This is a genomic window from Psychrobacter sp. AH5 (assembly GCF_040371085.1).
In the GTDB taxonomy this organism is placed as follows: Bacteria; Pseudomonadota; Gammaproteobacteria; order Pseudomonadales; family Moraxellaceae; genus Psychrobacter.
On the sequence record NZ_JAMBMT010000001.1, the window covers coordinates 2390169 to 2405364 of the forward strand.

Annotated in this window: 18 protein-coding genes; 11 read left to right on the top strand and 7 right to left on the bottom strand. The window is 43.5% G+C overall.

All coding sequences use genetic code 11. From position 1 onward, the window contains the following. Nucleotides 1-53: 53 nt before the first annotated feature. The 4 genes from M0N77_RS10100 (at nucleotide 54) to M0N77_RS10115 (ending at nucleotide 3191) form a co-directional block, all read left to right on the top strand. Nucleotides 54-944, top strand: a complete 891-nt coding sequence (locus tag M0N77_RS10100; RefSeq protein WP_353105059.1) for a LysR family transcriptional regulator — start codon at nucleotides 54-56, stop codon at nucleotides 942-944. Between the two features lie 229 nt (nucleotides 945-1173). Beyond that, complete coding sequence (locus M0N77_RS10105) at nucleotides 1174-1713, top strand: hypothetical protein (protein WP_353105060.1); 540 nt, start codon at nucleotides 1174-1176, stop codon at nucleotides 1711-1713. A gap of 16 nt (nucleotides 1714-1729) precedes the next feature. Continuing rightward, nucleotides 1730-2347, top strand: a complete 618-nt coding sequence (locus M0N77_RS10110; protein WP_353105061.1) for a hypothetical protein — start codon at nucleotides 1730-1732, stop codon at nucleotides 2345-2347. Nucleotides 2348-2513: 166 nt separating this feature from the next. Beyond that, the gene (locus M0N77_RS10115; protein WP_353105062.1) at nucleotides 2514-3191 is read left to right on the top strand and encodes a hypothetical protein; all 678 of its coding nucleotides are present in this window, start codon (nucleotides 2514-2516) and stop codon (nucleotides 3189-3191) included. Nucleotides 3192-3331: 140 nt separating this feature from the next. Here the strand turns inward: M0N77_RS10115 and M0N77_RS10120 are convergent, their stop codons facing one another. The 4 genes from M0N77_RS10120 to M0N77_RS10135 all read right to left on the bottom strand — a co-directional run bounded on the left by M0N77_RS10120 (nucleotide 3332) and on the right by M0N77_RS10135 (nucleotide 6060). Next, nucleotides 3332-3703 carry a CrcB family protein gene (locus M0N77_RS10120; RefSeq protein ID WP_353105063.1) on the bottom strand — a complete coding sequence of 124 codons (372 nt, stop codon included), beginning with the start codon at nucleotides 3701-3703 and terminating at the stop codon, nucleotides 3332-3334. 32 nt (nucleotides 3704-3735) lie between these two features. Then, nucleotides 3736-4773: a tRNA (adenosine(37)-N6)-threonylcarbamoyltransferase complex transferase subunit TsaD gene (tsaD, locus tag M0N77_RS10125; protein WP_353105064.1), complete on the bottom strand. Its 1038-nt coding sequence runs from the start codon at nucleotides 4771-4773 to the stop codon at nucleotides 3736-3738. A 156-nt stretch (nucleotides 4774-4929) separates the two neighbouring features. Next, the gene (locus M0N77_RS10130) at nucleotides 4930-5457 is read right to left on the bottom strand and encodes a c-type cytochrome (protein ID WP_353105065.1); all 528 of its coding nucleotides are present in this window, start codon (nucleotides 5455-5457) and stop codon (nucleotides 4930-4932) included. An 87-nt stretch (nucleotides 5458-5544) separates the two neighbouring features. After that, nucleotides 5545-6060 carry a c-type cytochrome gene (locus M0N77_RS10135; protein ID WP_353105066.1) on the bottom strand — a complete coding sequence of 172 codons (516 nt, stop codon included), beginning with the start codon at nucleotides 6058-6060 and terminating at the stop codon, nucleotides 5545-5547. Nucleotides 6061-6395: 335 nt separating this feature from the next. Here M0N77_RS10135 and rpsU point away from each other — a divergent pair, with 335 nt between their 5' ends. Both rpsU and M0N77_RS10145 read left to right on the top strand, forming a co-directional pair. Then, on the top strand, nucleotides 6396-6611 hold the full coding sequence (rpsU, locus tag M0N77_RS10140; RefSeq protein WP_025645021.1) for a 30S ribosomal protein S21: 216 nt from the start codon (nucleotides 6396-6398) through the stop codon (nucleotides 6609-6611). A gap of 195 nt (nucleotides 6612-6806) precedes the next feature. Continuing rightward, on the top strand, nucleotides 6807-7256 hold the full coding sequence (locus tag M0N77_RS10145; RefSeq protein ID WP_353105067.1) for a GatB/YqeY domain-containing protein: 450 nt from the start codon (nucleotides 6807-6809) through the stop codon (nucleotides 7254-7256). Between the two features lie 34 nt (nucleotides 7257-7290). On the opposite strand, the gene M0N77_RS10150 is transcribed toward M0N77_RS10145, so the two are convergent. After that, nucleotides 7291-8874 (bottom strand): M48 family metalloprotease, encoded by a 1584-nt coding sequence (locus M0N77_RS10150; protein ID WP_353105068.1) that lies wholly within the window; start codon nucleotides 8872-8874, stop codon nucleotides 7291-7293. Nucleotides 8875-9191: 317 nt separating this feature from the next. On the opposite strand from M0N77_RS10150, the gene M0N77_RS10155 reads away from it, so the two are divergent. From M0N77_RS10155 to thiS, 4 genes are all read left to right on the top strand, one after another. Continuing rightward, nucleotides 9192-9635, top strand: a complete 444-nt coding sequence (locus M0N77_RS10155) for a sulfurtransferase TusA family protein (RefSeq protein WP_353105069.1) — start codon at nucleotides 9192-9194, stop codon at nucleotides 9633-9635. A 274-nt stretch (nucleotides 9636-9909) separates the two neighbouring features. Further along, on the top strand, nucleotides 9910-10773 hold the full coding sequence (gene rpoH, locus M0N77_RS10160) for an RNA polymerase sigma factor RpoH (RefSeq protein ID WP_353105626.1): 864 nt from the start codon (nucleotides 9910-9912) through the stop codon (nucleotides 10771-10773). Nucleotides 10774-10839: 66 nt separating this feature from the next. Then, complete coding sequence (locus tag M0N77_RS10165) at nucleotides 10840-11208, top strand: DUF423 domain-containing protein (protein ID WP_353105070.1); 369 nt, start codon at nucleotides 10840-10842, stop codon at nucleotides 11206-11208. Between the two features lie 88 nt (nucleotides 11209-11296). Next, nucleotides 11297-11497, top strand: a complete 201-nt coding sequence (gene thiS / locus M0N77_RS10170; protein WP_353105071.1) for a sulfur carrier protein ThiS — start codon at nucleotides 11297-11299, stop codon at nucleotides 11495-11497. Between the two features lie 310 nt (nucleotides 11498-11807). On the opposite strand, the gene hpf is transcribed toward thiS, so the two are convergent. Both hpf and rpoN read right to left on the bottom strand, forming a co-directional pair. After that, nucleotides 11808-12188 carry a ribosome hibernation-promoting factor, HPF/YfiA family gene (hpf, locus tag M0N77_RS10175; protein ID WP_353105072.1) on the bottom strand — a complete coding sequence of 127 codons (381 nt, stop codon included), beginning with the start codon at nucleotides 12186-12188 and terminating at the stop codon, nucleotides 11808-11810. Nucleotides 12189-12390: 202 nt separating this feature from the next. Next, the gene (gene rpoN, locus M0N77_RS10180) at nucleotides 12391-14106 is read right to left on the bottom strand and encodes an RNA polymerase factor sigma-54 (protein WP_353105073.1); all 1716 of its coding nucleotides are present in this window, start codon (nucleotides 14104-14106) and stop codon (nucleotides 12391-12393) included. A gap of 190 nt (nucleotides 14107-14296) precedes the next feature. Here rpoN and M0N77_RS10185 point away from each other — a divergent pair, with 190 nt between their 5' ends. Then, the gene (locus tag M0N77_RS10185; protein ID WP_353105074.1) at nucleotides 14297-15181 is read left to right on the top strand and encodes a nitrilase-related carbon-nitrogen hydrolase; all 885 of its coding nucleotides are present in this window, start codon (nucleotides 14297-14299) and stop codon (nucleotides 15179-15181) included. The last annotated feature ends 15 nt before the right edge of the window (nucleotides 15182-15196 follow it).

Consider the following 15196-nt stretch of genomic DNA (forward strand, 5'->3'; position numbering starts at 1 on the left):
CTACTATATCATTTATAATGAATGTACTTCATCTTAACTATAATGATTATCTTATGCTAGAGCTTCGCCATCTCAATACCCTAACCGCGCTTCGAGCGCATGGCTCATTAGCCGCCGCCGCTGACGAGCTGCACGTTACTGCATCAGCGGTCTCGCATCAACTCAAAGAGCTTGAGAGTTATTACGATGTCAGCTTAGTCAATCGCCGAACACGCCCGCTAGATTTTACCCCTGCAGGCAAAGCCGTGCTCGCCTTAGCCGATAGTATCCTGCCGCAAGTGACGCGCACCAAAAATAACTTAAAGCGTCTCGCTCATGGGCAAGCGGGCAGGCTACGTCTAGCCTCTGAATGTCATAGCTGCTTTGATTGGCTAATGCCGATACTCAATCAGTATCGCCGCGAGTGGTCGGATGTTGAGCTGGATTTTGCCACCGGCTTTGAGCCGGAACCGCATCACTTATTGATGGAGGGTGATATTGATTTGCTGATTACGACTAGCAATTTGCCCCTCGAGGGTATTAGCTATCAGCCGTTATTTGAGTATGAAAGCCGCTTGGTACTCTCACCTACTCACGATTTGGCTGAACGAGATTTTGTCACTCCTACAGATTTGGTTGATGAGACTTTGATTGCTTATCCGGTAGAAGCCAAACGCCTCGATATTATTGCTAATTTTATGACGCCATCTGAGGTGAGCTTTAAAGATATACGCACCACTGAGCTAACGGCAATGCTAATTCAATTGGTGGCTAGTGAACGCGGCGTGGCAGCCCTACCCGATTGGGTCGTCGCTGAATATGAAAAGAAAGGTTGGGTAGTTTCAAGGCCATTAGGAGAGGGCGTGCATTGTCAGCTTTATGCTGCAACGCGGACTGCTAGTCAAGATGCTGCTTATATGCAGGGATTTGCTGGTTTATTGGACGGGATATTGAAACCGTTGTAGGGGTAAGTAAGTGTTTAAGCTGATTTAGGCTGGGTATATCCTACGCATCGAATTTCTTTAACTACAGCTATTGGACTCTTTTCAGAAAAATCGTTCCAATATTATTAACTTAGAATAAAGTGAGGACTCGTCTATCGCTTTTAATATTCGAATGGAAGGTAAAGATTGTATGGTTATTGGGTGGCGGTACATTTTTAATCAGTTGCTTATCTCAGCAAGGACTTTATAGATGGAGATTTGCAGTTGGGACTGGGGAGCTATTGCAACATTTACTACAGGTATTATCGCTTTTGTTATATTTTGCCAATGGAGAGGTCAAAAACGTAGTGAAATAATGTCGAATGAGGCCGCAAAAATTTTAGTTATCCTAGAAGTCTATAGAGAAAATCTTATTCATTTAGATAGTGAGATAATGAAACCATCAGAAAACGATAACATAGCTAAGTTAGAAGAACTTAGACTGGTTGCTCGTCAACTTTGCAACAGCGCTATATCGTTTGGTGGGTTAGCCAGTAACGAAAGAACCGTAGCGACACAAATTAAAAATATCGCTGCTACTTTTTATAATAAAGCTAAGAGTTTAGATGAGAAAAGCTTCCAAGAAATTAGGGGAAATCCAAAAAGCCCTATATTAGTCTCGGAGTTTGATGCTGCGATTAAAAAACCAAAAGCTATCATAATTCATTATTTTAAATATCAAAAATTTAGATTGTTTTTACGAACGTGGGTCAGCTTAATTAATACTAGCTATTCAAAATTAAAAAAATAATATTTACGAGGTTGATTTGAATCAAAAACAGTATATTCGTTTGTCAATAGTGTTAGCTATTCCAACTTTAGCTTTTAGTCTTTACCTAGGACAAGAAGGTGTTTTTCATCGGAAAGGGCAATTTGTGCAATGTAGTGTGAGTGAGGCTTTTTGCTCTCCAATGGTAAACTCTACCTATCATCCATCTAACCGTTACTTAAGATATCATGCTGGTTCTTTTGACAAATTTTTGGGATTTTATAATATCAATTATCCAATAAAGGTTTATTTGCAGCATATTAGCGGTGATATGATAGATGTAAGTAGTGTAGTAGACGGTAAAAAATTAGAAACCATGGACTGCCTTATTTTTCCTGACAAGAGCATAAGCTGTGATGGCGACAAAGTTCGTTCTGATACCCTAACAGAAGGGAGAATAGAATTTATTAATTTAGAAGATGAGTTAGCATTCAATAATATAGCGATGGAGGGTAAGTCGTATTTTAAGAATTATACTTTTATTCGTATTATTGATGGTTTCGGATTATTCTTAATACTTGCTATTCCATATCTCATATTTTCATGGTTAGTACACTTCATCATTTACGGAGCTAAAATAGGTTCTCAGGAAAAAGACCCTATCAATAAACTATAGGAGATTGAGTAGCTACTTACTATATACAGACCATATTTTCTATATTGATCATTTAAGATGACCTAGTACATTGCTCCATTTCACTAGTAGAATAAACATCAGCATGTAGATACCATGACACTGACGCAAAAACATTATACTAAAGAGAACTTACTAGAGAGAAGCCATGTCACTGTTTAAAAGTTCATTCATAAGCAAGATAACGATTTTTCTAATAGCAGCAATTTTTTCTGTGTCAGCGGTAGCTATGGACTTTAGGCAGGATTTAATGTTAGCTAATCAAGGGGATGATTCTGCTCAATATAACTTTGAATTTAAGTACAGCAATAGTGAAAGTGCGCATCCATATAAGATCGCATCACAAGGAATATCTGAGTCTGTAACAGCATTTGTTCGTTCACCAGCTACGGCCCAAGCTGAAGCAGATATAAAAGAAGCTCAAGCTGCAGTAGGTATAGAAACTGCTCAGAATAAATTAGATTATGTCGATCGCTTAGCTACTGCCTCAAAAGCTACTACAGGAAAAATGAATATTTACAAGGACCGAGCTGGTCAAATTTTACTCACAAACATTAGCCCTAGTAGTGATTTTGATAAATTCACTAAAAAAACAAAAGTAACTTATTATAAAGATATAGAGAGAGAATGGGAGCGCCAGTTAAATAAGAAACCAGCCGCCAGAATTGGTATGTCTCATAAACAAGTTTTGAGTGATACCAACTGGGGTAGACCTAAAGATGTAAGGACAACTATTGACGCGTCAGGAACGTTAGAACGATGGATATATAGCAGCACTCACTCGCTCTACTTTAAAGGCGGCGAGTTAATCAAAATAGAGAAGTAAGTCTTATTATCTCCCAAATATACCCCACTAGAACCATCACAACAGGCCTGATAATCAATAAATAAACTAGCTAATATAGACTGCTATAAAGCAATTATTTAAGTCAGATCACTAATTGAGCAAGTACTATCTATAGAAGCTCAAAGCACCAACTTAAAAAAGTAAAACCCAAGCGCGGTTGCAAGCAAAGTCAGCCCAACATGTAACCCTATCAGTGCTAAGCCCGCCAGCAAACGCCCATCATGAATAAAGCCAAACACCTCAGCACTAAAAGTGCTAAAAGTCGTCAGTCCGCCCAAAAACCCAGTAATCACAAACAGCCTGATATTGGGAGATAAGTCGCTACCCACACGCTCAAACCAAACGAGCGCTAGTCCGATTAGTAAACCGCCCAACACATTCGCGCCAAGCGTACCAAGCGGTATCCAATGATGCAGTGGGTTAAAGCGCGCTAAATAGCCACGCAAACACGCACCAAGTGCTGCTCCCAAACCAATGGCAAGCCATTGCATAGATTATCCTTAATTTGTATGGTTTTTAAACGTTACACCGCAGGCAACTCGGTCATCGGCCAACGCGGCACGCAGCTCACTGCTAGATCATCGCTCTGACCCGCATTCAAGCGCTCAAAGCCTGCATAAGCAATCATCGCGCCATTATCTGTGCACAAAGCGGGCGGCGCATAATGTACCGTAGCATTGATTTTGGCCAATTCCGTCTCTAAAGTTTCGCGCAAATGCGTATTGGCGCTGACGCCGCCAGCAATCACCAAACGACTCATATGCACTTGTTTAAGCGCTTTTACGCATTTTTTTACTAAAGTATCAACCATTGCATGCTGGAAGCTCGCGGCAATATCGGCGCGCACTTGCGCATCACTATCTGAACCTGCCGTGTCCTTTATGAGATTATGCACCGCCGTTTTCATCCCACTAAACGAAAAAACTAGACCGCGATGTAGCATAGGACGTGGTAAATCGTAAGCATTAGGATTACCGCTCTCAGCGAGCTTGGCAATATTTGGCCCACCCGGATACGGCAAACCAAGCATTTTGGCGGCTTTATCGAAGCACTCCCCAGCAGCATCATCGATGGACTCACCTAATATCTCATACTCGCCGATACCCTTGGCGGCGATAAGCTGAGTATGACCACCCGACACTAGCAAAGAGACAAAAGGAAACGGCGGCGGATTAGCGCCCATCAGCGGTGCAAGCAGATGCCCTTCCATATGATGCACGCCGATAGCCGGAATACCCAAACCAAAAGCCAAGCTACGACCAAATAGGGCGCCCGTCATCAGGGCGCCAATCAGCCCTGGGCCTTTGGTATAAGCGATAGCATCGATATCATCTTTACTCATATTGCACTGCGTTAATAGCTCATCGAGCAGCGGCACTAGTTTGCGAATATGATCGCGGCTCGCCAGCTCAGGTACCACGCCGCCATAGACCGCATGTAGCTCAATTTGCGAATACAAAACCTGCCCGACCAGCCCTTTATTGGCGCTATCGATCTGCTCACTATCAAAGATAGCGAGGCCAGTCTCATCACAGGAAGTCTCTAAGCCTAATACTTTCATGATATTGCCTTTATCTCTCAAATAGTCGCTGTATGCCGATAACTTTAAGCGGCGACTATAAGGGTTGGAATACTTAGGGTATTAATGACAAAAAACCGTCATTGTCTGCAAACAATGACGGTCAGTTTAACAAATTTCAAGAGCTAAGATTAACTATCAGCTGACTGCCGCTAGCATATAATCAACCGCCGCTTTGACCTGCGCTTCACTAACACCGTTTACCGCTTGGGCTGGCATTTTATTGAAGCCTTGAGCCGAGTGACTGTATAAAGTCTCTTTATCTTTGGCAAGTGGACCGCTCCACGCCGCTTTGTCGCCGTACTTTGGCGCATTGAGCAAACCATTAGCATGACAAACCTTGCACTGAGCTTCATAAAGCTGCGCGCCCGCATCCGCCGCTAAAACCTCAGGTTCAGCATTGACTTCTACAGCAGCAGTCTCCACACTGGCAGAGGGCTCAGCGGCGACTACCTCGGCCGCCTCTGTAGTAGCTGCTGGTTCTGCTTCAACCACTTGAGCCGTATCAACTGGCTCTTGCACTACAGCGTCTTCGACTGCAGGCTCTACAGTAGCTGTCTCTTTATCGCCACTACAGGCACTCAGCGATAACAATACGCTTAAGCTCAATACAGATAGCGCGGTTTTGGCGATAGATTTTTTATACCGATACGGCTCATTAGACATAGTCATTCCTTTTGCAAACGATTGGTTTTAATAGCTAGCAGCTTCTAATAGTTAGTCACTATAATAGCAAAACGGGCAATACTGCCTTTAGCTAGCCGCTGCAATCATATACTCAACGGCTTGACGAATCTGATCTTCAGTCACCCCATTATAAGCTTGCGCTGGCATCTGATTAAAACCATTTGCTGAGTGGCTAGTCAAAGTATCTACGCCCTTCTCGATACGCGGCACCCAAGCAGCAGCATCGCCATATTTTGGCGCATTGAGTAACCCATTAGCATGACAAGCCATGCACTGCTTGTTATAAAGCTCAGCACCAACATTGACCGCAAGATCTTCGGTTGCCGCAGGCGCTTCGGCCACTACCATATCAGTATCGGTAGCTTCAGCTTCTGGCGTCTCAGTCGTAGCTACTACCATAGGCTCAGTTTCTGCAAATTGCATGTCTTCTGCTTCAGGAGCATTAGCACGGGCAATCTCAGCCGCCGCTTCTACACGCTCTGGTGCTTTGACCTCTTCACTATTACTACAAGCGCTAAGACTAAATCCTAAGCTAATCATGAGCGTTGTCCACAATGCTGTACTCAATGCCGTTTTTCTCATCCCAACATCCTCAATAAAGTTGATACAAAAGCGTATAGAACCTAATAAATTATTGGAATTATCATAGCATAAAACTAGGTAAAACCGTTATCGTCATAAGGTGTTTTTATTCGCCTTTCTTTGACTCGTTTGGTATGAATTTATCGTGATTATCAGCCACTACCTATCTAAAAGCATTGACTTTACTAACAATTTTGGGTAAAATTACCGCCCTTGTACTTTTGTGCAAGATTATCCTAGTTTGAGCTGATGCGGTTTTTTTGAGATATTACCGCTAAATACTAATACACAGCCAAACTAATGCCTTTATATCTCATCCCTATTAAGGAGTCTTCATGCCTGCAGTTAAGGTTAAAGAAAACGAACCCGTTGATATCGCTATCCGCCGTTTCAAACGTGCTTGCGAAAAAGCTGGCGTATTGTCAGATGTGCGTAAGCGTGAGTTTTATGAAAAACCAACGCAAGAGCGTAAGCGCAAAAAAGCCGCTGCCGTAAAGCGTTATAAGAAAAAATTACAACGTGATACTATCCGTACCACGCGTATGTACTAATCGCTAGCTACTTAGTCTTAATTCAGTCTTAATAGATTAAATAGCTACATATTAGTAGTACATCAGCGCCACTGTTATCGATTGATATCAGTGGCGTTTTTTATGCTACAATTTTTATTATTTATTAATAGCAAGTTATTAATAGCTAGCCGTTATAACTTTTATAATAACCATAAATAAGGAATAGTCGTCATCATGAGTGCACTAAAACAGCAATTAGCCGATACCATCGTCACCGCTATGAAAGCGCGCGAGCTTGAGCGCGTCAAAGTCATGCGTAATGTACAAGCTGTCGTCAAGCAAATCGAGATCGATCGTAGAGTGGAGCTAGACGACGCTGGCGTGTTAGAGATACTGCAAAAGCAGCTCAAACAGCGTCAAGAATCGTTAGCTATTTTTACTGCGAACGGCCGTGATGACTTAGCCGCTAAAGAGCAGTTCGAGATTGATATTATCAATGAATTTATGCCCAAGCAAATGGACGATAGCGAGCTTGCCGCCCTAGTCAATGCCGAAATCGATGCACAAGGCGCAACTTCCATGCGCGACATGGGTAGTGTGATGGGCACGCTTAAGACCAAAACCGCTGGTCGCGCTGATCCGGCGGTTATCTCAAAGCTAGTTAAAGAAGCGCTACAAGGTTAGTTTTTTAGGCTTAGAATAACCAATCGATAACCGCCTAAGGCTCAAAGTCTTTGGCGGTTTTTACATCGATAATTTCTTGATTAATATTCGCTAATAACGCTTGGCCACTACTGGCGTTAGCGGTTTGTAATTGTTTGGCAAGCTGCTGCGCTTGTGTCAATGAAGTCAAAGCAGAGTCATAACGCCCATTCCAAAGCTGATCGTGGCTGCGGTAGCGTAGCGCATTAATGGTGGCAATAGCAGCAATCGACGCTGAAGGTGCGTTTTTAGCTAGCTTTTCATTAGCGAGTTGTAGACTTTGCCAAGCGTAGCGATCACTAGGCTGCTGTAGTGTTAGCGGTTTTAGTAAGGCTTGCGCTTGCAGCGGCTGATTATTATTAGTCAGCGCTTCAGCTAAATACAAACGCAGATCGCGGCGCTCAGGATAAAGACGCTGCTGCGCGCTGAGCACCTCCACCGCTTGTTGCCAATTGTTTTGTTCGCTTAGTACTTGGCCATAAGTAATCGATAATAATGGCTCCAGCATTTGTAGCTGACTTGCTGGCAGTGCTGAGAGCTCAGTCATCAACTTATCAGCGTCAGCGAAGCGCTGCTGCTCGCCATACCAATACATCAAAGCAAGCTTAGCACCATTACTGCTTTTAGCGGCGGTGGTTAGCGCAGTCTCTGAGCTATGCTTGCCAGTCACTTGTACGCGCCAATACAATAAGTCGAATAAAGCCTGGTGACGCTGCTGCTCAGCTAAGGATAAAGGCGCGTAACGTTGCGCGCGAGTTTGCGATTCGCTCAAGCGCTCATTGCTCAACGGATGTGAGCGTACAAAGCTAGGCAAGTAGCGGTTTTCGACTTGATTGAGTTGGCTCTTTTGATTCATCGTCGCAAAAAAACTTGGCATCGCTCGCGGATTGTAGCCCGCCTGATTCATGATTTGCATCCCTACCCGATCTGCCTCGCGCTCATTGCTACGACTAAAGGCCATGCTACTATTCATCGTAGCAGTCTGCGAACCCATCATTACCGCCGCTCCAGCATCGCCATCGATAGCTGAGGCGGCAATAGCAGCGAGCATACCGCCTATTTGCATGAGTAGCGCTTTTTTGCGCTCATCGACACCGCTCTCATAGTGGCGCTGACTAATATGCGCCACCTCATGCGCCACTACACTAGCTAGCTCATCCATACTACTAGCTGCCAATATGGTGCCGGTATTGATACCGATGACCCCGCCTGGCGCAGCAAAAGCATTGATATTAGGATTATCGATGATTACTACCGCTAACGGCGCTTGCTGGCGTGCTTGCGCATTGAGTCGCCAAGTCATCGCTTTTATTACCTCTTGCACCCAAGGATCATGCTCCATTTTGGTACGGCCATTGATATTTTGTAGCGACCAGTGCCCAATAAGCTTATTGTGATATTGATCAGAAAAACTTAGCGCTTGCCCTTGTAAGCTTGGCAATTCAAGCTCATTTGCTGGCGCTTGCCATGAATTAGAGGTTGGAATTTTTGCCGTAGGCATAGTGGCGCTCTGCATAGCAGTGGCGCTATGGCTAAAACTACTGGCTAGTAATGACAGAGCCAGTAAGCTACGGATTGATGAGTGATTGAGACGATTCAAATGGGTATCCTATTTTGACCCTTACACCGGTTTTGTGCTGACTATAAAAATTTGTGCTAGCTATTAAAGACAGCAAGCTCAAACGCTTAGGTCATTTATATTAAAGCCGTTTTGACTATATAATCTTGGCGGTGTAAGGTCAATTATTAGCCGTTACTAACTACCAATATCTAGGTAAGCGTCACGGTTAAGTAACATTGTGGTGTGATGCTAAGTGGCGCCATGCTAAAACATCAAACACAGTGATGATGATATTCAACTGCTCTTCTACGAGAGCAGTTTGTTATAATAAGCATTTATGATTAAGGGTTTGCTCTATGTCTGCTGCGCCTTCTGCCCCTCCTCCATACCCTATAGCACTGTCAGCGGCTTTGTCTGCTCAGCAGCAACAGCTTATCGCGGACTTATTAGCGCTAGCGCCTAAGAGCTATGTAACTGAGGCCGATGAGACTCAAGCTGAGGCTGCTATTACTATAAAAGCTCTAGTCGATGGTCGCGGTTTGGCTTGCCCCATGCCACTACTGAAGACCAAAGTGGCTTTGCGCGAAGTAGCGGTAGGTGAGTCGTTATATGTCATCGCTACTGATCCTAATTCGCAAGCAGATATCACGGCTTTTTGTGCTCAATCCCAAGCTAGTAATGCCGATTCATTGGCTATTTTAGTCAATACAGTCACTGATAACGCCTTTATTACTGACCATACGGCACAGGCAGCCGATACAATATTTCACTTCATCATTACCAAAACCGATAGCAACTAAGCGCTGCTATCCTTTACAATTACTATAATAATTTTATTTTGCATACTTGTTTATTTATTTGCCTATTTACTTGATTAAGGTCAAAGATATGACTACTACTTCTAATGACTCTGCGGCAACGAACGCTTCATCAAAGAAGCAGCCTCGCAGTAATGACAAGGTGACCACTGAGCAAAACGCGGCACGTAAAGCGGCGTTAGAGGCGGCGGCTAAGCGTCCGCCATATGATGCTAGCGCCTTAGAAAAAACTAGCACTCGAGATTTAGTGCCTGCTATGCCGACTCACCTCTCAGCTCCAGGGGTAAATTTGGGCGCTTATATTAATACTGTGCATCAAATTCCTATCTTGACTCCGACGCAAGAGCAAGAGCTTGCGCATCGTTATTATGACGAAGGTGATGTCGAGGCGGCGCGGCTACTGGTGATGTCGCATCTACGCTTTGTGATACATATTGCGCGTAGCTATTCAGGTTATGGTTTACCGCAAGCGGATCTCATCCAAGAAGGCAACTTAGGTCTGATGAAAGCGGTCAAGCGTTTCGATCCTAATAAAGGCGTGCGCTTGGTATCCTTTGCCGTGCATTGGATCAAGGCTGAGATACATGAATTTGTTATTCGTAACTGGCGTATTGTCAAAGTTGCGACAACCAAAGCGCACCGTAAGCTATTTTTTAATCTGCGTAGCCTAAAAAAGACTAATAATCAGCTGACGCTTGAAGAAGCCGATGCAATTGCCAATGATCTTAATGTCACGCGCAAGCAAGTGCTAGAGATGGAGTCACGCCTAACCTCTTATGATGCCTCTTTTGAGACCCAGTCGAGCGATGATGATGACGGTCGTTATGCGCCGCAGCTGTTTTTGGAAGACGGTATTGATCCGGCAGAGATGGTAGAAGAATCCGATTGGGAAGAGAATAACTCTTCTGCCCTCATAGCAGCGATGGATACTTTAGATGATCGCTCTCGTGATATCGTTGAGCAGCGCTGGCTAAGTGAGCAAAAATCTACTTTACATGAACTGGCGGCTGTTTATTCGATTTCGGCAGAACGAGTAAGGCAAATTGAAAAAAATGCTATGGATAAAATCCGCGAAGCGATGACTATTGACAGTGTCATTTTGCCCGATGATATTCAATAGTTTTGGTACTTATCCTGCAAACTTAGGCTGGCACGTTAACTAGGTATATAAAACAAGAGTTTGAGAATGGTTAATTGGATAGGTATTGCTGCCATTAATATGGCTATTGCGGTAGCATTAGGCGCTTTTGGCGCTCATGGACTCAAAAGCTTAGTCAATGAGCAGCAGCTTGCATGGTGGCATACGGCGACTTTATACTTATTCGTCCATGCACTGGGTTTATTATTAGTAGGTATTTTAGTACGGCTTAATTATGCCACTCAAACTACAGCTTGGTTACTACAAATTGGCGTCCTTATCTTTGCCGGTAGCCTATATGCGATGACTTTAGGAGCGCCAAGATGGTTTGGAGCTATTACTCCTATTGGCGGAGTGCTAATGATAGCTGGTTGGCTATGGCTAGCGGTAACGGCTTTTCGTTTGGGTAGAGCATAATAATGGTAAGTTTAATATAAGTATCGTATCATTAGCTTACTATAGTTATATTTATTTAAAGGCATTAGATAATTAGGGAGCACAGCCAATGAGCACTATCACTGTCAACGGTAAAACTTTGCAAACCACCCATCAAACGGTACAGTTGGTACTTAATGAGCTAGGGTTAAGTAAAGGGCGTTATGCGGTAGAAGTGAATGGCGATCTTGTTCCAAAAAGTGAGTTGGCGCAACTGCGAGTCGTAGAAGGTATGGCTATTGAAGTAGTGCAAGCAGTTGGCGGCGGCTAAAAGGTTTTTGGATTCCGTAAATCTTATTTTATAATTAACCAATCTTACAACCGAAAAAGACCTCAACGGCATTAACGTTTGAGGTCTTTTTTTACTATTACTATCGCTATTTATTCTAGCCGTATCTTAGCTTTGGTTAGAAAAATTTTATAACCTATGTCTTTATAACTCATACTCATTAAATACAGCTGATTGATTGGCTTGGGACGATAATAATTAAGTTTTGGTATTATATTTATAATCAACTATTATTGTCACCAAACCAATAAAAGCTTTTATAGTTATCGATAGCATTACTTAACAGTTATAACTATAGCGCCGGAGCAGCATCTACTACTTCGTTGTCATCATAATTTCCATCACGTCCCGATCCACGGGTCTTCTTATCCTGTTGACGAGTCTTATACTTACGGACTTGGCGCTCAAGTTTATCTGCCATCTCATTGATAGCTTTATACATATCGTCGTCTTGAGCTTGGACAAACATCTCTTGACCTGAGACTCGCATAATAGCTTCAGCTTTGTGGCTCTTTTTGCCGCCATCACTAGCTCCACTATTATCTAATGACAAGATGACTTGAATACTTTGAATTTGATCGAAATGACGTTCAATCTTCTCTAATTTTTCGCGCACTGCGGTATTCATGGCATCGGTAACACTGATATGGTGACCACTAATAGATACGTTCATATGTTCGTCCTTATATTTATTTACAATACTAAATCGCTTAGTTTTTGTTGTTAATGCCCCTCTAATTTGTCATGAATAATGAATAGTAGCAAGACGCTATATTGTAATTAAATGTAATTATTATTTCTGTTATTCGGCAAACTCTATATAATCAAAAAATTTATTTTTATAAACTTCACTCTCGTAACCTATTTAACTGTCGCTAGTATTTTTGTTTACGCTGAGTAGAAGATCCTATCCCCATTGCTTCACGATATTTAGCTACCGTTCGCCTAGCAATATCGATACCTTCTTCACGCAGATGTTGCTGCAAGCGGCTATCAGAGAGTGGCTTTTTGGGTGCTTCGTTCTCTATAAGCTGCTTAATCCTAGCGCTGATAGCCGTTGATGAGACATCGCCATCACTGCTACTGACATGCGATGAAAAGAAGTGCTTGAGCGAAAATAGCCCTTGCGGTGTCAAGATGGACTTGCTGGTCGTCAAACGCGACACTGTCGATTCGTGTAGTCCTACCTCTTCGGCAATATCTCTTAAAATCAAAGGCTGCATCGCTGAAGCACCGTGACGCAAAAACTCCTGCTGGCGCCGAACGATACTAGTCGCCACTTTCAATAAGTTTTGATTACGCTCCTCAATACTTCGAATAAATAATTTGGCATCGGTAAGGTTTTCACGTAGATACTGATTGTCCGAGCTATCATCGCCGCGCCTGACAAGATTGGCATAGTCTTGATTGATACGCAGCTTCGGTAGCGTCTCCGGATTAAGACTTACCTGCCAGCGCTCGTCTGTCATCGCCCTATCGACTTCCAGAGCCGCTGACGGATGGCGACGAATGGGCGTCACTAACATATCCGGAATATCATAACTCTCCGGCGCTTGCTGATAATCCGCTTGGCTACTTTTAAAAGACAACCCAGGCGCAGGATTGAGCTGACGTAATAAGCTTAGCGCTGGGGTAATCTGCTCAGCCTTGAGACCAGTGACTTGCATAAGCGCCTTGATATTATTACTTACTAAATGCTCACTTGCTGATAATAAGACCTCAGCAAAAGCCAAATGCTCGGTATTACGATCAAGTTTGCTTAGCTGTATTGCCAAGCATTCGCTTAGATTACGCGCCCCTACGCCTACTGGATCACAGGACTGAATGACCTTGAGCATGACCGTTATCTCATCACGCTCTATCGGCTCCTCCCACTGATAAAAGCTTGCCATCGTCGCAAAGCTCTGTAACAACTCCTCGATATCTAAACGAATAAACCCCCTCTCATCCATAGCGTCAATCAGATAATCGGCGATCATGGTATCGGTATCAGATAAGCGCTTAAAATTGAGCTGCCAACGCACATAGTCTTGAATGCTAGCGTTGGTTGCGCCTTGATAACTATCAAGATCATCAAAATCAAAATGGCTAGTAGCGGATTGGCTAGCGCTTGCGCTATTAAAGCTACTTATCTCAAAAGTCTCTTGATTATTATAATCGCTATCAGTGCTATTATTAGCTAAGTCTTGGCTATCGATATCCATAGCGCTATCATCGATAGTGGCTTGCTGCAATTTATCAAAACTGTCTGTATTGTCATAATTATCATAAGCGTCAGAGCTATCGTAATTATCAAACTCATCAATGCTATTTTCTTTGTCGTTAACGTTATCCACTACTGCACCACTATTCCACATCTCAAGCGTTAAGGGTTCATCGAGGCTCTCTTGGCTATCCTCATAGTCGTTATCCTCATCATAACTCTCGTCTTCTTCAATACGCTCAAGTAACGGGTTACTATCAAGCTTAGCTTGTACTTCCTGCGCTAATTCAAGACTAGAGAGCTGCAACAATTTAATAGCTTGCTGCATTTGCGGCGTAAGCTTTTGTGAGGTGCTTAGCGTGGCTGCTAACCCGAATGACATACTCATAAACGGTTTATTGCACTCCAATATTGAGATGGCTTTGGTTAATAGTTTATCTAATAATAGCTGCTAACAGTGACTTAACGTCCTATAGGGCCATGACGATAGCATTTTTTATAGTAATCTTGCTATGATAATTTATATCTAACCTTTATAAGCTATCTATCTTGGCAAAAATAATCGCTATCTTAAACAAATGAGAGATCATATGAATAAATCTTTAAAAGTCGCGGCGCTACAGATGAACAGTCAGCAAGATGTCGAGGCTAATCTTAATACTATTAAAGCGGCCATTAGTGACGCTAGCAATCAAGGCGCACAGCTAGTCGTCTTACCCGAAAACTGTTGTAGTATGGGTCGGCAGTTCCCTACCGCTGAGCGCTTTGAGTCGCTGTCAGCCACATTAGGTGACTATGCTCGCGAGCATAACGTTCATCTACTAGCCGGCTCGCTACCTTGTCCGTTTCGTCCTGACGGCGTAATTGTACCAGACGGTCGCCTGCGTCAAGTCAGCCAACTGTTTGCGCCCGATGGTACACCGCTTGCTCGTTATGACAAGATTCATCTATTTACCGCTACCGTAAGCGACGCGCAAGGCAGCTATAATGAGGCGGCGACTTTTGAGCCGGGAACGCAGACCATAGTCACTGCTATCGAAGCTAACGATGAGGTTTATCAGTTAGGGATGATGGTCTGTTTTGATCTGCGCTTCCCCGCGCTTGCTCAGCGCTTGCGTCAAGCCGGTGCTGAGCTATTGAGCGCCCCTTCAGCCTTTACTTATATGACCGGACAAGCGCATTGGTCGCTATTACTGCGAGCACGAGCGCTAGATAGTCAATGTTTAGTCATAGGTGCGGCGCAAGGCGGTGAGCATCATTATAAGGAAGGCAAATCGCGGCAAACTTGGGGACATAGTGCCATTACTGCCTTCGATGGGAGGGTTTTGGATAGTTATGAGAGTAGTGAGATTAAAGCGGAGGATAATAAAGACTATGCGTTAGTGTTTGCCAGTTTGGATAAGTCAGCCCAGCAGCAAGGCCGCGAAAAAATGCCTATTTTTCAGTGCCATCGTTTGGCGTAAAAGTAGTGATAAGAA